Source organism: Bacillus sp. FSL R5-0416 (assembly GCF_037975425.1).
In the GTDB taxonomy this organism is placed as follows: Bacteria; Bacillota; Bacilli; order Bacillales; family Bacillaceae; genus Bacillus; species Bacillus subtilis.
Genome location: NZ_CP150252.1, coordinates 2,105,874 through 2,123,324, shown reverse-complemented (window position 1 = coordinate 2,123,324; position 17,451 = coordinate 2,105,874). Strand labels below are relative to the sequence as shown.

4 protein-coding genes and 2 pseudogenes are annotated in these 17,451 nt (G+C 45.4%); all 6 read left to right on the top strand.

Annotated elements, in window-relative coordinates; translation table 11 throughout:
- Positions 1-23: 23 nt before the first annotated feature.
- On the top strand, positions 24-10,835 hold the full coding sequence (gene ppsD / locus NYE20_RS11185; protein ID WP_339185186.1) for a plipastatin non-ribosomal peptide synthetase PpsD: 10,812 nt from the start codon (positions 24-26) through the stop codon (positions 10,833-10,835).
- A gap of 7 nt (positions 10,836-10,842) precedes the next feature.
- Complete coding sequence (ppsE, locus tag NYE20_RS11180; RefSeq protein ID WP_161621610.1) at positions 10,843-14,682, top strand: plipastatin non-ribosomal peptide synthetase PpsE; 3,840 nt, start codon at positions 10,843-10,845, stop codon at positions 14,680-14,682.
- A gap of 107 nt (positions 14,683-14,789) precedes the next feature.
- The gene (locus NYE20_RS11175; RefSeq protein WP_021479790.1) at positions 14,790-15,182 is read left to right on the top strand and encodes a DUF1360 domain-containing protein; all 393 of its coding nucleotides are present in this window, start codon (positions 14,790-14,792) and stop codon (positions 15,180-15,182) included.
- 135 nt (positions 15,183-15,317) lie between these two features.
- Entirely contained in the window at positions 15,318-16,850 is a 1,533-nt protein-coding gene (locus NYE20_RS11170; RefSeq protein ID WP_161621609.1) for a glycoside hydrolase family 10 protein, read from the top strand.
- 104 nt (positions 16,851-16,954) lie between these two features.
- Positions 16,955-17,122 (top strand): annotated as a pseudogene (locus NYE20_RS11165) (hypothetical protein).
- Positions 17,112-17,415: pseudogene (locus tag NYE20_RS11160) on the top strand (DUF5367 family protein). The pseudogenes NYE20_RS11165 and NYE20_RS11160 overlap by 11 nt, the downstream one beginning before the upstream one ends.
- Positions 17,416-17,451: the final 36 nt, after the last annotated feature.

The window sequence follows — 17,451 nt, the reverse complement described above, 5'->3', positions numbered from 1 at the left end:
AAATCGTGACAGGAGACATGAACATGACAAAAGCGAATTCAATTCAGGATATTTATCCGCTGTCTTACATGCAGGAAGGGATGCTTTTCCATTCCCTCCTGCAAAAAGATTCACAGGCATATGTTGAGCAAGCTTCTTTTACAATAGAAGGAAAAGTCAACCCGCAGTTTTTTCAAAACAGCATCAACGCTCTTGTAGAAAGACATGATATTTTCAGAACGATTTTTATCAGCCAAAATGTTTCCTCCCCCCAGCAGGTTGTTCTGAGAGAACGAAATGTCATCGTCCTGGAAGAAAACATTACTCATTTAAACGAGGCGGAGCAATCACAGTTTATCGAGCAATGGAAAGAAAAGGACCGGGACCGGGGGTTTCATTTGCAAAAGGATGTGCTCATGCGCATCGCTCTTATTCAAACAGGAGAGAGCCAGTACTCCTGCATTTGGACCTTTCATCATATCATGATGGACGGTTGGTGCCTCAGCATTGTGCTAAAGGAGTTTCTGCATATTTACGCATCTTATGTAAATGCATCCCCTATAACATTGGAGCCGGTCCAGCCATACGGAAAGTATATCAAATGGCTGATGGAGCAAGACAAAGAGCAGGCGGTTTCTTATTGGGACCATTATCTTTCCGGCCACGAACAGCAAACCGTGCTCCCGAAGCAGAAAAAAACAAAGGGAAAAAGCAGGCAGGAACACGTTACATTTTCATTCTCTAAGGAAGAAAGCAGCAGGCTTTCAGAGCTTGCTGCTAGAGAAGAAGTGACACTCAGTACGATTTTTCATACCATTTGGGGCATTCTGCTGCAAAAATATAATAATAACGATGACGCCGTATTCGGTTCTGTCATTTCAGGAAGGCCCGCAGAAATCGAAGGCATTGAACATATGGTAGGTCTTTTCATTAATACGATGCCGGTTCGGGTGCAGGGGGCAAAAACGCCATTTCTTCAACTTATAAAAGATATGCAAAAAGACCGTCTTGCCGCTGAAGCGTACAGCTACCACCCTTTATATGAGATTCAATCCCGCTCAGCTGTTAAGCAAGGGCTGATTGATCATATTCTCGTATTTGAAAACTATCCGGTGCAGCAAGAGATTCAAATGCTGAACAAACAGGAACATGCTACTGATCTTTTTCAGATTCATAATTTCACTGTCGCAGATGAAACCAACTACAGCTTTTATCTTATGGTGGCGCCAGGGGAAGAAATTCATATCAAAATGAACTATGATGCGGAGCAGCACGATCGGTCTTTTGTGCTCTCTGTCAAAGAGCATCTTCTGAATGCTGTATCACAAATCTTAAATAATCCGAATCTTCCACCTGAAGAAATCGATATCACGACAGATACTGAAAAGCGGCAGCTGATTGGAGAAATCACAGATCGAACACCAGTTTACGAAACCATCCATGCCATGTTTGAAAAGCAAGCGGAAAAGACACCAGATGCTCATGCTGTAATTGATCAATCCTGCTCATTAACATACAGAGAACTGAATAAAGCGGCTAACAGATTGGCACGGCATTTACGAATGAAAGGCGTTGTGAGACAGGAACCCGTTGCGATTATGATGGATCGCTCTGCGGCGTTTATCACCGGCGTTCTTGGAATCTTAAAGGCAGGCGGCGCCATTGTTCCCGTTGATCCGCATTACCCGGCTGACAGAATCCGTTATATTCTGCATGATTGCGGCTGTTCGCATGTTGTTTCACAAGCGCATCTTTCCTCATCGTTAGAAGACAATTACATTATCACTTATCCAGAAGAAATCGAAAGCAAAGTAGACGGCAGTAACATAAAGTCAGTCAACAATGCTGACGATCTGCTGTATATGATTTATACATCAGGCACAACAGGTAAACCAAAGGGTGTTCAATTTGAGCATCGAAACATGGCTAACTTGCTGAAGTTCGAATATACTCACTCCGGCATTGACTTTGAAGCAGATGTTCTGCAATTTGCGACACCTTCCTTCGACGTCTGCTATCAAGAAATATTTTCTGCGCTTCTGAAAGGCGGCACACTCCACATCGTTCCAGAAGACATAAAAAGAGATGTGCCTCAGCTGTTTACATTTATAAACAAGCATCAGACGAATATTGTGTTTCTCCCAACTGCTTTTATCAAAATGATTTTCAGCGAGCGAGAACTTGCGAACTCGTTTCCTGATGGCGTCAAACACCTGATCGCAGCCGGGGAACAATTAATGATTTCAGACCTTTTCCAAAATGTGTTGCGTGAACGCGGCATACACCTGCACAATCATTACGGACCTTCAGAAACTCATGTGGTATCTACGTATACCATTCATCCTGGAGACCCTATTCCTGAGCTTCCGCCAATCGGTAAACCGATAGGCTGTACTGATCTATATATTTTGAATCATCAAAAACAGCTTCAGCCATGCGGCGTACCAGGCGAACTCTATATTTCCGGCGCAAGTGTTGCCAGAGGATATGTCAATCACGATAAACTGACAAGCGACAAATTTTCATCCGACCCATTCAGGCCTGGTGTGATTATGTACCGGACAGGTGATTTGGCCAGACGGCTTGAAGACGGCAACATCGAATATATCGGACGGGCAGACAATCAAGTGAAAATCAGAGGTTATCGAATTGAGCCGCAAGAAATCGAAGTCACGCTAATGAATCATCCGGACATTAGTGAGGCTGCCATTCTCATCTGGCAAGATCAAAACGGTGAACATGAATTATGCGCTTACTATTGCAGTGTACAAAAGCTGAATGCAATAGATTTACGCAGTTATATGGCTAGTGAGCTCCCAGAATACATGATTCCGGCGAAATGGGTATGGGTTGACAGCATACCTCTTACCCCAAACGGAAAAGTAGATCGCGCAGCACTTCCGGAGCCAGATGCTTCAATCAGCGGAAACCCATATACTGCCCCTCGAAATCTGTTAGAGGCAAAGCTTTCACAACTATTTGAAGATGTGCTAAAGAATGGGCATGTAGGCATCCAAGACAACTTTTTTGACAATGGCGGCCACTCGTTAAAAGCAACAGTGCTTATGTCACGGATCGCAAAGGAATTCCATGTGCAAGTTTCACTTAAGGACATCTTTGCTCATCCGACTGTTGAAGGATTAGCTTTAATCATTCGAGAGGCAGAACAAAATCCGTATGCAGCAATTGAACCAGCAGAAAAAAGGGATACATATCCTGTATCTTCGGCCCAAAAACGAATCTATGTGCTTCAACAGCTTGATGAGGGTGTCGCCTATAACATGCCTGCGGTCTTAGAACTGGAAGGTGCACTGGATGTCGCCAAACTGTCTGCTGTATGTAAAGAACTGATCAGCCGGCATGAGCCGCTTCGAACTTCCTTTGTATCCGGAGCTGATGACGAGCCGGTTCAGCGTATCCACACCGAAGTGCCGTTTACGTTAAGTAAAGAGACCACTATCGAGGGATTTGTCCGTCCCTTTGATCTCAGCCAGGCGCCATTATTTAGAGCAGGCCTTATAGAAGTGTCAAACGAGAAGCATGTATTGCTGGTGGATATGCACCATATCATTTCAGATGGCGTATCCGTTCAGCTCCTAATCCGAGAATTTACCGATCTTTATGCAAACCGGCAGCTTAAGCCATTGCGGATCCAATATAAAGATTACGCCGTATGGCAGCAGAAATTTAAAAAGGGAGACTCGTACCAAAAGCAGGAGACTTACTGGCAGCAGCAGTTTAGCGGGGATCTTCCTATACTGGAGCTTCCAACAGATAAACGACGTCCGGCAGAACGTCAATTCATAGGCGGAAAAGTAACCTTTCAATTGGACAAAGAGATCACGGCCCGCATAAAGCGGCTCGCCCATAAAAACAGAAACACGCTTTATATGACGCTTCTCGCTTTGTATTCAGCCTTTTTGTCTCGGTTAAGCGGTCAGGATGATATCGTGATTGGTTCACCTATCGCCGGACGGCCCCATGCCGACCTTGAAGCTGTTCTTGGGATGTTCGTCAATACACTGGCTCTCCGCACACGCCCGGCGGGTAATAAGACGTTTGAGGAATTTCTGAAAGAAGTCAGACAGACGGCACTAGAAGCGTATGAGCATCAGGATTACCCGTTTGAAGAGCTTGTGGACAAACTCGGTGTGCAGCGGGAAATGAGCCGGAATCCTTTGTTTGACACAACGCTAGTCCTTCAGAATATGGAACAGCAAAAGCTAAAAATGAATGATGTACAGCTTCAGTGGAACGACTTGGTGCACCCAATATCAAAATTTGATATTTCCCTATACGTTACAGAACATGATTCCGAGCTTTTCTGTCAGTTTGAATACAGTACAGCTTTGTTTGAGAAAGAAACCATCCAAAGGTGGGCCAGCCTTTTCACCACGCTTGTGGAACATACAGCTGCCAGTCCTGAAACAGAATTGGACAATATTCCAATCTTAACAAAAGAAGAAGAGCGAGATTTCATTGAATCATGCCATCTGTTTGAGGAGACGGGCTATTCAATGAATCAAACGCTCCACTATGCACTCGAACAGCAGGCAGCAAAAACGCCTGATCAGACGGCTGTTGTTTTTGAAGATGGAGCGATGACCTACAAAGAATTGAATGAACAGGCTAACCGTATCGCCTGGGAGCTGATCGGACGAGGAGTAAAATCTGAAACAACAGTTGCCATTATGGGAAGGCGTTCGCCTGAAATGCTGATTGGCATTTTTGGCATTCTTAAAGCTGGCGGCGCTTATCTGCCCATTGACCCGGATTATCCGGAAGAACGAATCAGCTTTCTGCTGGAGGACAGCGGTACAAACATTCTCCTGCTTCAGTCTGACGGCCTGCATGTTCCGGCATTTGCAGGGGAGATTGTCTATCTCAATCAGACAAATAGCGGGCTGAAACATCGTTTGTCCAATCCGAATGTGGACGTTCTCCCGCAATCTTTAGCCTATGTCATCTATACATCCGGCTCTACCGGGAGGCCTAAGGGTGTTGAAGTTGAACATCGATCAGCGGTGAATTTTTTGAATTCCCTTCAGTCCCGTTATCAACTGAACCAATCAGATGTGATTATGCATAAAACATCTTATTCATTTGACGCTTCAATATGGGAACTGTTTTGGTGGTCTTATGCCGGTGCTTCTGTTTATCTGCTTCCTCAGGGAGGCGAAAAAGAACCTGAAGTGATCGCGCAGGCTATAGAGGAACAAAAGATCACAGCTATGCATTTTGTGCCTTCAATGCTTCATGTATTTTTAGAACATATAAAATATCGCTCTGTACCGATTAAGACAAACAGACTCAAGCGAGTGTTTTCTGGAGGAGAACAGCTGGGGACCCATCTTGTCTCCCGATTTTACGAGTTACTTCCAAATGTTTCAATAACCAATTCCTATGGGCCAACGGAAGCAACCGTAGAAGCTGCATTCTTTGATTGTCCGCCGCAAGAAAAACTTGAACGGATTCCAATTGGAAAACCTGTTCATCATGTCAGATTGTATATCCTGAATCAGAATCAGCGGATGCTGCCATCTGGATGTATCGGCGAACTGTACATTGCCGGAGCAGGTGTTGCCAGAGGTTATTTGAATCGGCCGGCATTAACGGAGGAGCATTTTCTAGAAGACCCGTTTTACCCGGGTGAACGCATGTACAAAACAGGAGATGTGGCGCGCTGGCTCCCTGACGGGAATGTTGAATTCCTGGGACGGTTGGATGATCAGGTGAAAATTCGCGGCTACCGGGTTGAACCGGGAGAAATTGAAGCGGCACTAAGAAGTATAGAAGGTGTAAGAGAGGCGGCCGTTACCGTACGGACAGACAGCGGCGAGCCGGAATTATGCGCTTATGTAGAAGGGCTCCAAAAAAACGAAGTGCGGGCACAGCTTGAGAGACTGTTGCCGGGCTACATGGTCCCAGCCTATATGATAGAGATGGAACAGTGGCCGGTTACGCCAAGCGGAAAACTCGACCGAAACGCCCTGCCAGCTCCTGGCGGAGCGGCAGATGCGGAGACCTACACAGCGCCGAGAAACGTGACTGAGATGAAGCTTTCTCAGCTGTGGGAGGACGTGCTGAAAAATGGCCCTGTCGGGATTCACGACAACTTTTTTGACCGCGGGGGACATTCCTTAAAAGCAACGGCGCTTGTCTCACGGATTGCCAAAGAATTCGATGTACAGGTGCCGCTAAAAGATGTATTTGCCCATCCGACAGTCGAAGGGCTGGCTACCGTTATCCGTGAAGGAACGGACAGTCCATATGAAGCGATTAAGCCCGCTGAAAAACAGGAAACCTATCCGGTTTCCTCTGCCCAAAAGCGGATTTATGTCCTTCAGCAGCTGGAGGACGGAGGGACAGGCTACAATATGCCGGCTGTGTTAGAGCTCGAAGGGAAGCTCAACCCTGAAAGGATGGACAGAGCTTTCAAAGAGCTGATCAAGCGCCACGAGTCGCTTCGTACCTCCTTCGAACAGGACGCAGGAGGCGATCCGGTGCAGCGCATCCATGACGAGGTGCCGTTTACGTTACAGACTACAGTTCTCGGCGAACGAACCGAACAGGAGGCCGCAGCCGCCTTTATCAAACCGTTTGATCTCAGCCAAGCGCCGCTGTTCCGTGCCCAAATCGTAAAGGTATCAGATGAGCGGCACCTGTTGCTGGTTGATATTCATCACATCATTTCAGACGGTGTTTCCGTCAACATTCTGATTCGGGAATTCGGCGAGCTGTACAATAATCGGAAGCTTCCGGCGCTGCGCATTCAATATAAAGATTATGCCGTATGGCAAGAAGGATTCAAAACAGGAGATGCGTACAAAACGCAGGAGGCGTACTGGCTGAAGCAGCTCGAGGGCGAGCTGCCTGTGCTGGATCTTCCGGCTGATCATGCCCGCCCGCCTGTACGAAGCTTCGCGGGTGACAAGGTCTCATTTACGCTGGATCAAGAGGTTGCATCAGGCCTTCACAAGCTGGCACGAGAAAACGGAAGCACACTGTACATGGTGCTCCTTGCGGCTTACACCGCGTTCTTGTCACGCTTAAGCGGACAGGAAGATATCATCGTCGGCTCGCCAATTGCCGGCCGGCCGCACAAGGATCTTGAGCCGATACTCGGCATGTTTGTGAACACGCTGGCGCTTCGGACGCGCCCGGAGGGCGGGAAGCCATTCGTACAGTATTTGCAGGAAGTGCGTGAGACAGCATTGGAAGCCTTTGAGCACCAGGATTACCCGTTCGAAGAGCTTGTCGATAAGCTTGAATTGACACGGGATATGAGCCGGAACCCAGTGTTTGATGCGATGTTAGTTGTTCAAAATAATGATTACGAGCCATTGCATCTTCATGATTTGCAAATGAAGCCGGCACAAGTTTCTCATCTCGTTTCTAAATTTGATTTGACACTACAGGCATCTGAAGGCGACGGAAACATTCATTTCCTTTTTGAATATTCAACCGCATTGTTCGAGAAAACCACCATTGAACGCTGGGCATCGCATTTAACAAATGTACTTAGCATCATCGGCAAAAACCCGGAGGTGACACTCAACCATATCGACATCCTGACCCAAGAAGAGCGGCACCAGCTGCTTAATGAGTTTAACACCGGGCAAGCGAATCAATACGGAGTTCAAACAATCAGTCAACTGTTTGAGCAGCAAGCTGCACGAACACCAAAAGCTTCTGCACTTGTCAGCGGAGACAAAACACTCACTTATCAGGAGCTTGACGAGTGGTCCAATGGAATCGCACGTGCATTGCGCAGCCGAGGTGTTAAGCCGGACACACCAGTAGGCATCATGATGCATCGTTCGTTCAGTATGATAGCATCCATACTTGGTGTGTGGAAAGCCGGAGGCTGTTACGTTCCCATCGATCCTGAATACCCGACAGAACGGAAACGCTATATCCTTAGCGACAGCGGAACGAAACTGCTGATGACAATAAATGAAGCGGATCGGGAAGCACTTGCTGACTTTGAAGGAGAGATCTTAGCGATAGAAAGTGTAGAGGCAGACGACAAATCGCCGCTGCCGCAAATGTCGTCTGCCCATCATTTGGCTTATATCATTTATACCTCTGGAACGACTGGCCGTCCAAAAGGGGTAATGGTCGAGCATAAAGGTATTGCCAACACTCTTCAGTGGCGGCGAAACGCTTATGCATTCAACGAGACAGATACCATTCTGCAGCTCTTTTCTTTCTCATTTGACGGCTTTTTAACTAGTATGTTTACACCGCTTTTGTCAGGTGCAAAAGCCGTTTTGCTTCATGAAGAGGAAGCGAAGGATATTCTGGCCATTAAGCATCAGCTGTCTCGTCAACGGATTACACATATGATTATTGTGCCTGTTTTATATCGAGCGCTTTTGGACGTAGTGCAGCCGGAAGATGTAAAGACGCTTAGAGTCGTCACACTGGCGGGAGAAGCGGCTGACCCCGAATTGATCGACCGCAGCTTAGCTATATGTCCGCATACCGAACTCGCCAACGAATATGGACCGACAGAAAACAGCGTGGCGACTACCGTCATGAGACATATGGAAAAGCAGGCATACGTAAGCATCGGCCAGCCGATTGACGGGACTCAAGTGCTGATTTTAAATAGCAATCATCAGCTTCAGCCAATCGGTGTTGCGGGAGAGCTTTGTATAGCAGGAACAGGGCTTGCAAGAGGGTACGTCAATCTTCCAGAACTGACAGAGAGAGCATTCACGCAGAATCCATTTAAACCCGAAACACGAATGTACCGAACAGGAGACGCCGCCAGATGGATGGCCGACGGTACACTCGAATATCTCGGAAGAATCGATGATCAAGTCAAAATCAGAGGATACCGTGTAGAAACGAAAGAAATTGAATCGGTCATCCGGTGTATAAATGGTGTAAAAGACGCCGCAGTAGTTGCTCATGAAACAGCGTCAGGACAAACCGAATTAAGTGCTTATGTGGTGGCAAAACCAGAGTTGAGCACAAATGCTGTACGCTCAGAATTACAAAACAAGCTGCCGGTGTTTATGCACCCTGCGTTTATTGAAAAACTGGACTCACTTCCATTGTCACCAAACGGCAAGCTGGATCGCGGAGCACTTCCAAAACCTGTATACAACCACGAAGGTGAACGTCCATTCCTCCCGCCAGCCAGCAAAATGGAACAAATACTGGCAGATATATGGCAAGAAGTACTGGGGGCAGAAAAGATCGGAACAGCTGATTCGTTCTTTGAACTTGGCGGAGATTCAATCAAAGCGTTACAGGTATCTGCGCGGCTTCACCGGATAGGCAAGCAAATGGCAGTGAAAGATTTGTTTAGCCATCCGACCATTCAAGAATTGGCAGCTTATATCCGTGATTCAGATACAAGTTCCAGCCAAGCTCCGGTTGAGGGAGACGTACAATGGTCGCCTGTTCAAAAATGGTTTCTTTCTCAAGATATAAAAGAAAAACACCATTTTAATCAGTCCGTAATGCTGTATCGAAGCACCTCTGTACAAGAAGACGCACTGCGCAAAACGTTAAAAGCAATAACGTGTCATCATGATGCGCTGCGAATGGTGTTTACACAGAATGAACAAGGAAAGTGGGATCAATATAATCGGCCGCTCAGTCATTCGGACGACGCGTTGTACGGCCTTCAGATGATTGATTTATCAGCTCCGGACGGCAATGATGGAAATAGAGCGTATGAGCCTATTATCAAACGTCATGTACTTGATATTCAGCAGAAAATGGATTTGAAGAATGGTCCGCTGCTGCAAGCCGGTCTTTTCCACACAATTGACGGTGATTTCTTATTTTTATCGGCTCATCACCTCGTCGTTGACGGCATCTCATGGCGGGTTCTGCTTGAAGATTTGGCTTTAGGGTATCGCCAAGCTGCAGGCGGGGAAGAGATTCAGCTGCCTCCTAAAACAAGCTCATTTAAAGCGTATACGAAAAAGCTCTTTGACTACGCTGAAAGCCAGCAGCTAATGAAACAGCTCAAGTATTGGCGCGAAGCCGAAGAGTATCAAACAGAGGCATTGCCTTTTGATCACATCGATGGCACTAGAGCAGACGAGGGACAACGGTCCACGATTTCGTTTACCTTAAACGAGAAAGAGACAGCATCACTCTTAAAAGACGCCAACAGCGCATATAACACTGATACGCAGGACATGCTGCTCGCTTCTGTCATTCTTGCGCTGCGCCATTGGACCAATCAATCCGCCTTCAAACTATCATTAGAGGGCCACGGGCGAGAGGATGTATTAGAAGGAATAGATGTGAGCCGGACTGTTGGATGGTTTACCGCCATTTATCCGTTATTGGTTAAATTGAACGCAGACTTGCCAGATTCGGAAGAATACATGGTTCATGTGCTAAAAACAACAAAAGATACACTGAGACGTGTACCTGACAAAGGATTCGGCTACGGTGTCATCAAATATTTGACGGCGCCTGGCAAAAAAGACATCAATTTCACAGGTGCACCAGAAATCAGCTTTAATTATCTTGGTCAATTTGAAAGCGGCCGCTCAGCTGAAGTACCTGAGGAGGACGCCTTCTCATTCTCTCCGCTTGGTGCCGGAGGTGATATCAGCACAACATGGAACCGTGAACAGTCGCTGGATATCAGCGCAATCGCTGCAGAAGGAAAATTGACTGTCAATATGACTTATGACAATGCCCGCTTTCAGCGCAAAACCATCGAACAGCTTAGCGAAACATGCCGTCAATTTTTATTACAGCTGATCGAACACTGCCAGAACAAAAGAGAAACAGAAAAGACGATCAGCGATTATGATGATCAAGAACTAACCGAGGACGCCCTGCAAGAGATTGCTGATATGCTCAGTTTTCACTAATGAAACCGTGAAGAAAGGTGCAGACACTATGGATAACATCAAAAAAATCAAGAACATTTATCCTCTGAGTCATATGCAGGAGGGAATGCTGTTTCATTCCTTCCTCCGTAAAGAGGAGGGGGCATACGTTGAGCAGTCGCTCTTCACCATTAAAGGAAGCCTCAGCTATGAATGGTTTCAGCGCAGCATTCAAGCCATTATCGACCGCCATGATATTTTCAGAACTGTGTTTTTGCCGCACGTCCCGCATTTGTCGGGACCTCGGCAAGTCGTGATGACAGAACGTGAATTCCATTTGTACAGCGAAGACATTTCTCATCTGCCAACAAACGACCAGAATGAGTATATTGAACGCTTTAAGGAGAAGGACAAGCAAAAAGGCTTTGATCTGCAAAAAGACATGCTGATGCGGATTTCTCTGTTCAAAACAGCTGAAGATGAGCATGTCTGTCTTTGGAGTCACCATCACATTTTAATGGACGGATGGTGCCTAGGTATCGTTATGCAGGAATTTATGCAAATTTATCAATCGATTCATGCAGGAAAACCGCTTTCATTAGACCCTGTCCGTCCGTACAGCACCTATATTTCCTGGCTGACAAACCGAGACAAAGAAAAAGCAGCAGCCTACTGGGATACCTATTTAAAAAACTACAGCACTCCATCACCTCTGCCTCGTGTGTCTGATAAAGAAACAAAAGAAGGTTATCACCGTGAAGATTTGATATTTTCATTAAATAAACCACTGACAGACAAGCTGAAAGAGACTGCCAAACAACACGGCGTCACGCTCGCTACCCTAATTCAGGCGGTCTGGGGTGTGATGCTGCAGCAATATAACCGCACAGACGACGTTGTGTTTGGCGCAGTTGTATCAGGAAGACCGTCAGAAATCCCGGGCGTGGAGCAAATGATAGGGTTGTTTATCAATACCATACCGATTCGAATTAAAACACATCAAGACGAAACGTTTCAAGAACTGCTCATACGATGCCAGAAAGAAATGCTGGAAGCTGAGCAGTTTACCTGCCAGCCTTTATTTGATATTCAGGCAAACACCGCATTAAAACAGGAACTGATTGATCACATTATCGTCTTTGAAAACTATCCGTTACAGCAGAAAATCGCCGATTCCGCTGATCAAACCGATTCACCGCTGCAAATCGATCAAGTTCAAGTATCCGAGCAATCAGGATATAACTTTAATCTTGTCGTTGCTCCCGGCGAAGAGCTTGTCGTCAAGTTCAGCTATAATGCATTCGTTTACGATGCTGCCTGGATCAGCTGTATCAAGAGGCAATTTACGCAAGCGCTTAGCACAGCTGCACAGCACCCTCATATGCCAATTGCTGATTTTTCTTTTCTTGATGCAACAGAAAAAGAGCAGATTGTCACACAGTTCAACAATACAAAAACGGAGTATCCAAAGAATCATACAATTATCGATTTATTTCGCGAACAAGCAGAAAAGACGCCAGACCATACCGCACTTGTGTATGGCAATATGTCTATTTCGTATAAAGAGCTTGATAAACGCTCTAATGCGCTCGCCAGAGAGTTAATTCAAAAGGGATTTCGGAAAAACGAGACAGCCGGAATATTGGCTGCACATTCTCCCGAATTCATGATCAGTGTGCTTGCCGTATTAAAAGCAGGGGGAGCATACCTCCCGCTTGATGAAGAACTTCCGCCTGAACGAGTCAGCTTTATGCTTGAGGAAACGCAAGCAAAAATGCTGATTGTTCAAAAGGGGCTGGAGCAAAATGCTGCGTTCTCAGGAACATGTATGATTGCAGATGCGCAGGCATTGATGGGAGAGAACCATTTTCCTATCAACACCATCTCCAGTCCAGACGATCTTGCATATATCATGTATACCTCAGGATCAACAGGCCGGCCGAAAGGGGTCATGATCACGAATCGCAATGTCGTGTCCCTTGTCAGAAACAGCAATTACACGTCTGCGTCCGGTGATGACCGGTTTATTCTGACTGGATCTATCAGCTTTGACGCCGTCACCTTTGAAATGTTCGGGTCACTTTTACATGGCGCAAGCCTTCATATCATTGATAAATCGACAATGCTGACACCTGATCGGTTTGGAGCGTATTTGCTTGAAAATGACATCACAGTGCTATTTTTAACGACAGCTCTTTTTAATCAGCTGGCACAGGTACGAGCTGACATGTTTCGCGGACTCCATACGTTATATGTCGGAGGAGAAGCACTTTCGCCTGCTCTGATGAATGCTGTCAGGCACGCCTGCCCAGATCTCGCGCTTCATAATATTTACGGGCCTACGGAAAACACGACTTTTTCAACCTTTTTTGAAATAAAGAGAGACTATGCGGGGCCGATTCCGATTGGAAAACCAATCAGCAATAGCACCGCTTACATCTTAGATACAAAAGGACGTCTTTTGCCAATAGGCGTTCCCGGCGAACTTTGTGTTGGCGGTGATGGGGTCGCTAAAGGCTATTTGAACAGAGATGACATGACAAATACTGTTTTTTCTCCTCATCCTTTCTTGCCTGGAGAAAGAATTTACCGTACCGGTGATTTGGCACGCTGGCTGCCTGATGGAAACTTAGAATACATCAGCAGAATTGACAGGCAGATGAAAATTCGCGGAAAACGAATTGAGCCCGCCGAAATAGAAGCGCGCCTGTTAGAAATGGAAGGCGTTCAAGAAGCAGCAGTGACATTGAGAGAAAAAGATGGAGAGGCGCAGCTGTACACTCATTACGTCGGTGATCATAAAAAAACAGATACGGATTTTCGCGCCGATTTGGCGCGTGTGCTTCCAGACTATATGATCCCGCAGCACTGGGTGCGTGTGGAGCGGATGCCGCTTACCGGAAACGGAAAAATAGACCGCAGCGCGCTGCCTATTCCAGAAAATAAGCCTGCCAAACGACAGAACATCATATTGCCAAGAAACTTGGTTGAAGAAGAATTGGCGAACATTTGGAAGCAAGTCCTCGGTGTTAACACAATCAGTATTGATGATGACTTCTTTGCTATTGGCGGACATTCACTAAAAGCACTGCAAGTCATACATACACTAAAACATCAGCAGAACATTGACATACCGATTGATTTCTTGTTCGAACATCCGACAATCGCTCAGCTTGCCGAAAAACTTTATTCTAAACAGCTGACAGCGGCAGATGAACAGCATGTGATCAAACTGAACCAGCACGGCGCGCAAAATCTTTTCTGCTTCCCGCCGATATCGGGATTTGGCATTTATTTTAAAGACCTTGCTTTATTACTGAATGAGAAGGCAGCCGTATACGGGTTTCACTTTATTGAACAAGACACCCGCATTGAACAATATGTTAATTGCATGACGGACATACAGCCTGAGGGCCCATACGTTTTATTAGGCTACTCTGCAGGCGGAAACCTGGCTTTTGAAGTGGCACAGGCTATGGAGCGCAAAGGATTAGAAGTCAGCGACTTCATTATCGTGGACGCTTATCTAAAAGAACAGCCTTTGCCTATTGATACCGAGAATGACGAATCTGCAGCATATCTGCCTGAAGCAGTCAGAGAAAAGGTGATGAAGAAAAAAAGAAACTATCAAGAATATTGGGCACAATTGCTGAATGAAGGGCACATCAAAGCAAGCATTCATTTCATCGAAGCTGGAATTCAAATCGAAACCAGCGAGAATACAGGCTTAACGAAATGGGAAGGCGCCTGTGGAAACTACAGCGAGTACACGGGTTTTGGCGCTCATAAAGACATGCTGGAAGGAACATATGCTGAAAAGAATGCTGACATCATCCTTGACATTTTAGAAAAGATCACTTCAAATAAAGCAATCCCGCACAAACAATAGAACAGATTCGCGGACAGAGGCATTCTCTGTCCGCTTCTTTTTGTATCAAAGAATGGATCGATGACACTAGGGAATGATAACATCATCCTTTTTCTTGGAGGCTTGTCATGGATCATTTATCTTTTCTTACGTTTATCATGCTGATTCTAGCCAGTTACAGGCTGACACATTTGATTGTATTTGACAAAATCACAGAATTTATCCGAAAACCTTTTATGAAAAAGAAAAGGATTGTTGATCAAAACGGGCATGTAGATGAAAAAAGTGTGCCGGCTTCTAACTTTGGATACATGCTCAATTGCTACTGGTGTGCCGGTGTTTGGTGTGCCATTTTGATCGGACTTGGCTATCTTTTTTTGCCTCGTATTGCAATACCGGTGATCTTTATTTTAGCCATTGCCGGAGCACAAGCGATCCTTGAAACGGCTGTCGGTGTCGGCGTAAAACTTATTGACGTGTTAAAAAGTCTGCAAACCATGATGAATGATAAAAAGTCCTAAAAGCGGCTCACAACATGCTTTAGGACTTTTTTCGTTTATTTAGTGAGATAGACATTCTGTTAATCACCCTTTTATAGACCGGGAATACCGTAATAGCGAATAGTGAAAGTGATGTAATGGGGGAGAAGAAACAGAATGAAGGTTTGCCAAAAGTCGATTGTCCGTTTCCTTGTCAGCTTGATCATCGGAACGTTTGTCATTTCCGTTCCGTTTATGGCCAATGCGCAGTCTGACAGGGAGCTGAGAGCCGTATGGATTGCTTCCGTATTAAATATTGATTGGCCGTCCAAAAAAGGGTTATCTGTGAAAGAGCAAAAACAGGAGTATATCAAACTGCTGGACGATGTGCAGAAAATGGGAATGAATGCCGTTATTGTTCAGATTAAACCGACGGCTGATGCCTTTTATCCGTCAGCTTACGGGCCTTGGTCTGAATACTTAACCGGTATCCAAGGGAAGGACCCGGGCTATGATCCTCTTGCATTTATGATTGAAGAAACCCATAAACGAAATTTGGAATTTCACGCGTGGTTTAACCCTTACCGTATTACAATGAATCATACAGATCTTAATAAATTGTCTGAGAGTCACCCGGCAAGAAAACATCCAGATTGGGTTGCCGCCTACGGAAACCAGCTGTATTATCATCCAGGCATTCCAGAAGCGAGAGATTTTATCGTCAAAGGCATTGAAGAAGTCGTAAAACATTATGATATCGATGCTGTTCATATGGATGATTATTTTTACCCTTATAAAATAGCAGGACAGGAATTTCCTGATCAAGCACAGTATGAACAATACGGAAAAGACGCTTTTGCTAATATCGATGACTGGCGGCGGGACAATGTGAACCAGCTTGTCAAACAAATCAACCAAACAATTAAAGCTGAAAAACCGTATGTCAAATTCGGCATCAGTCCCTTTGGAGTATGGAGAAACGCCGCAGATGACCCGACCGGATCGAATACAAAAGCAGGCGTCAGAAATTATGACGATCTATATGCAGACACAAGACATTGGATCCAAGAAGGCGACATCGATTATATTGCTCCGCAAATTTATTGGAGTATCGGCTTTAACGCAGCGGCTTACGACGTGCTGGCTGATTGGTGGAGCAATGAAGTCAAAAATAGACCTGTTCACTTATATATTGGCCAGGCAGCATATAAAATCAATAACAATTTTGATCCGCCTTGGTCCGACCCTGAGGAATATGTGCGGCAAATCACTTTGAACCGCCAGCTTGAACTGGTGAAAGGAAGCATGCATTTCAGCCTCAAGGACCTCAACAAAAATCCGCTTGGCATCAAAGACAGGCTTATCGCCGATCTTTACAGCAAGCCGGCACTTGTTCCGCAAATGCCTTGGCTTGACAATACCGCCCCAAAAAAACCGAAGCTTACGAAAGTCACCGAAGACAAAAACGGCAATCTTCTGCAGATTAAAGATCACCCATCAAATCAAAAAACGAAAGAAACAGCCTATTATGCGATATACAGAGCCGAAGGGAAAAAGCAGAGAACATTGCTGGCAACGCAAAGAAAAACACATGAGCAGCAAACCTTCTTAGATAACACGGCAGATCCTAACAAGAAATATACGTATTATGTCACTTCAGCAGACCGGCTTCATAACGAAAGCAAGGCTTCCAAACGAACAACAAAATAAGAAATGAGAAGGACGGCTTTCTAAGTCGTCTTTTTTAGTGATTTTGGAGACAGGAAACGATGGTAAACCGCTGTATTTTTTTAAAAAACAAAGGTGAGATTCACATGAATATGGAGGCGGTGTTTGGACATTTTCCATTATTGGAATCTGAGATACTAGTGCTAAGTAAATCGAAGAGAAACACGTACAGGACGTGTTTTACGTTTTTCATTTCTAGTCTGGTTAGGTGCCACATTATTTTTTGTGCTGTTCGAAGATGCTGTGTTGACTGATCCGGCTGAAGAAGCCTTTTTGACGAACTTTCTTCTCTTGGAAGCGGGCACCGCTCTTGTTTTATGCCTTGTGTTCTTTCTCTATCAAAAACTCGATCAATCACAGTTCGCGGTGATCAAGCTAGGTATATGGGGATCAGCGGTCGGTTTATTGATTGATACGATTTCCCTTTGGAATCTCCCTCATCTTCCCGGCTTTATCAAAGGGCCAAGTTATTGCGTTTGCGATATGGATGGTATGCGCCTACTGCATGTATTTGCTCATTCCGCTGAAATTATCACATAAAAAATGATTCAGTTTTAATTTTCAGACTTTTCTTGTCAGGGAA

Coding starts and splice junctions, on each gene's coding strand:
- NYE20_RS11175 (WP_021479790.1), top strand. CDS start 14,790: ATGGATCATTTATCTTTTCTTACGTTTATCATGCTGATTCTAGCCAGT.
- ppsD (WP_339185186.1), top strand. CDS start 24: ATGACAAAAGCGAATTCAATTCAGGATATTTATCCGCTGTCTTACATG.
- NYE20_RS11170 (WP_161621609.1), top strand. CDS start 15,318: ATGAAGGTTTGCCAAAAGTCGATTGTCCGTTTCCTTGTCAGCTTGATC.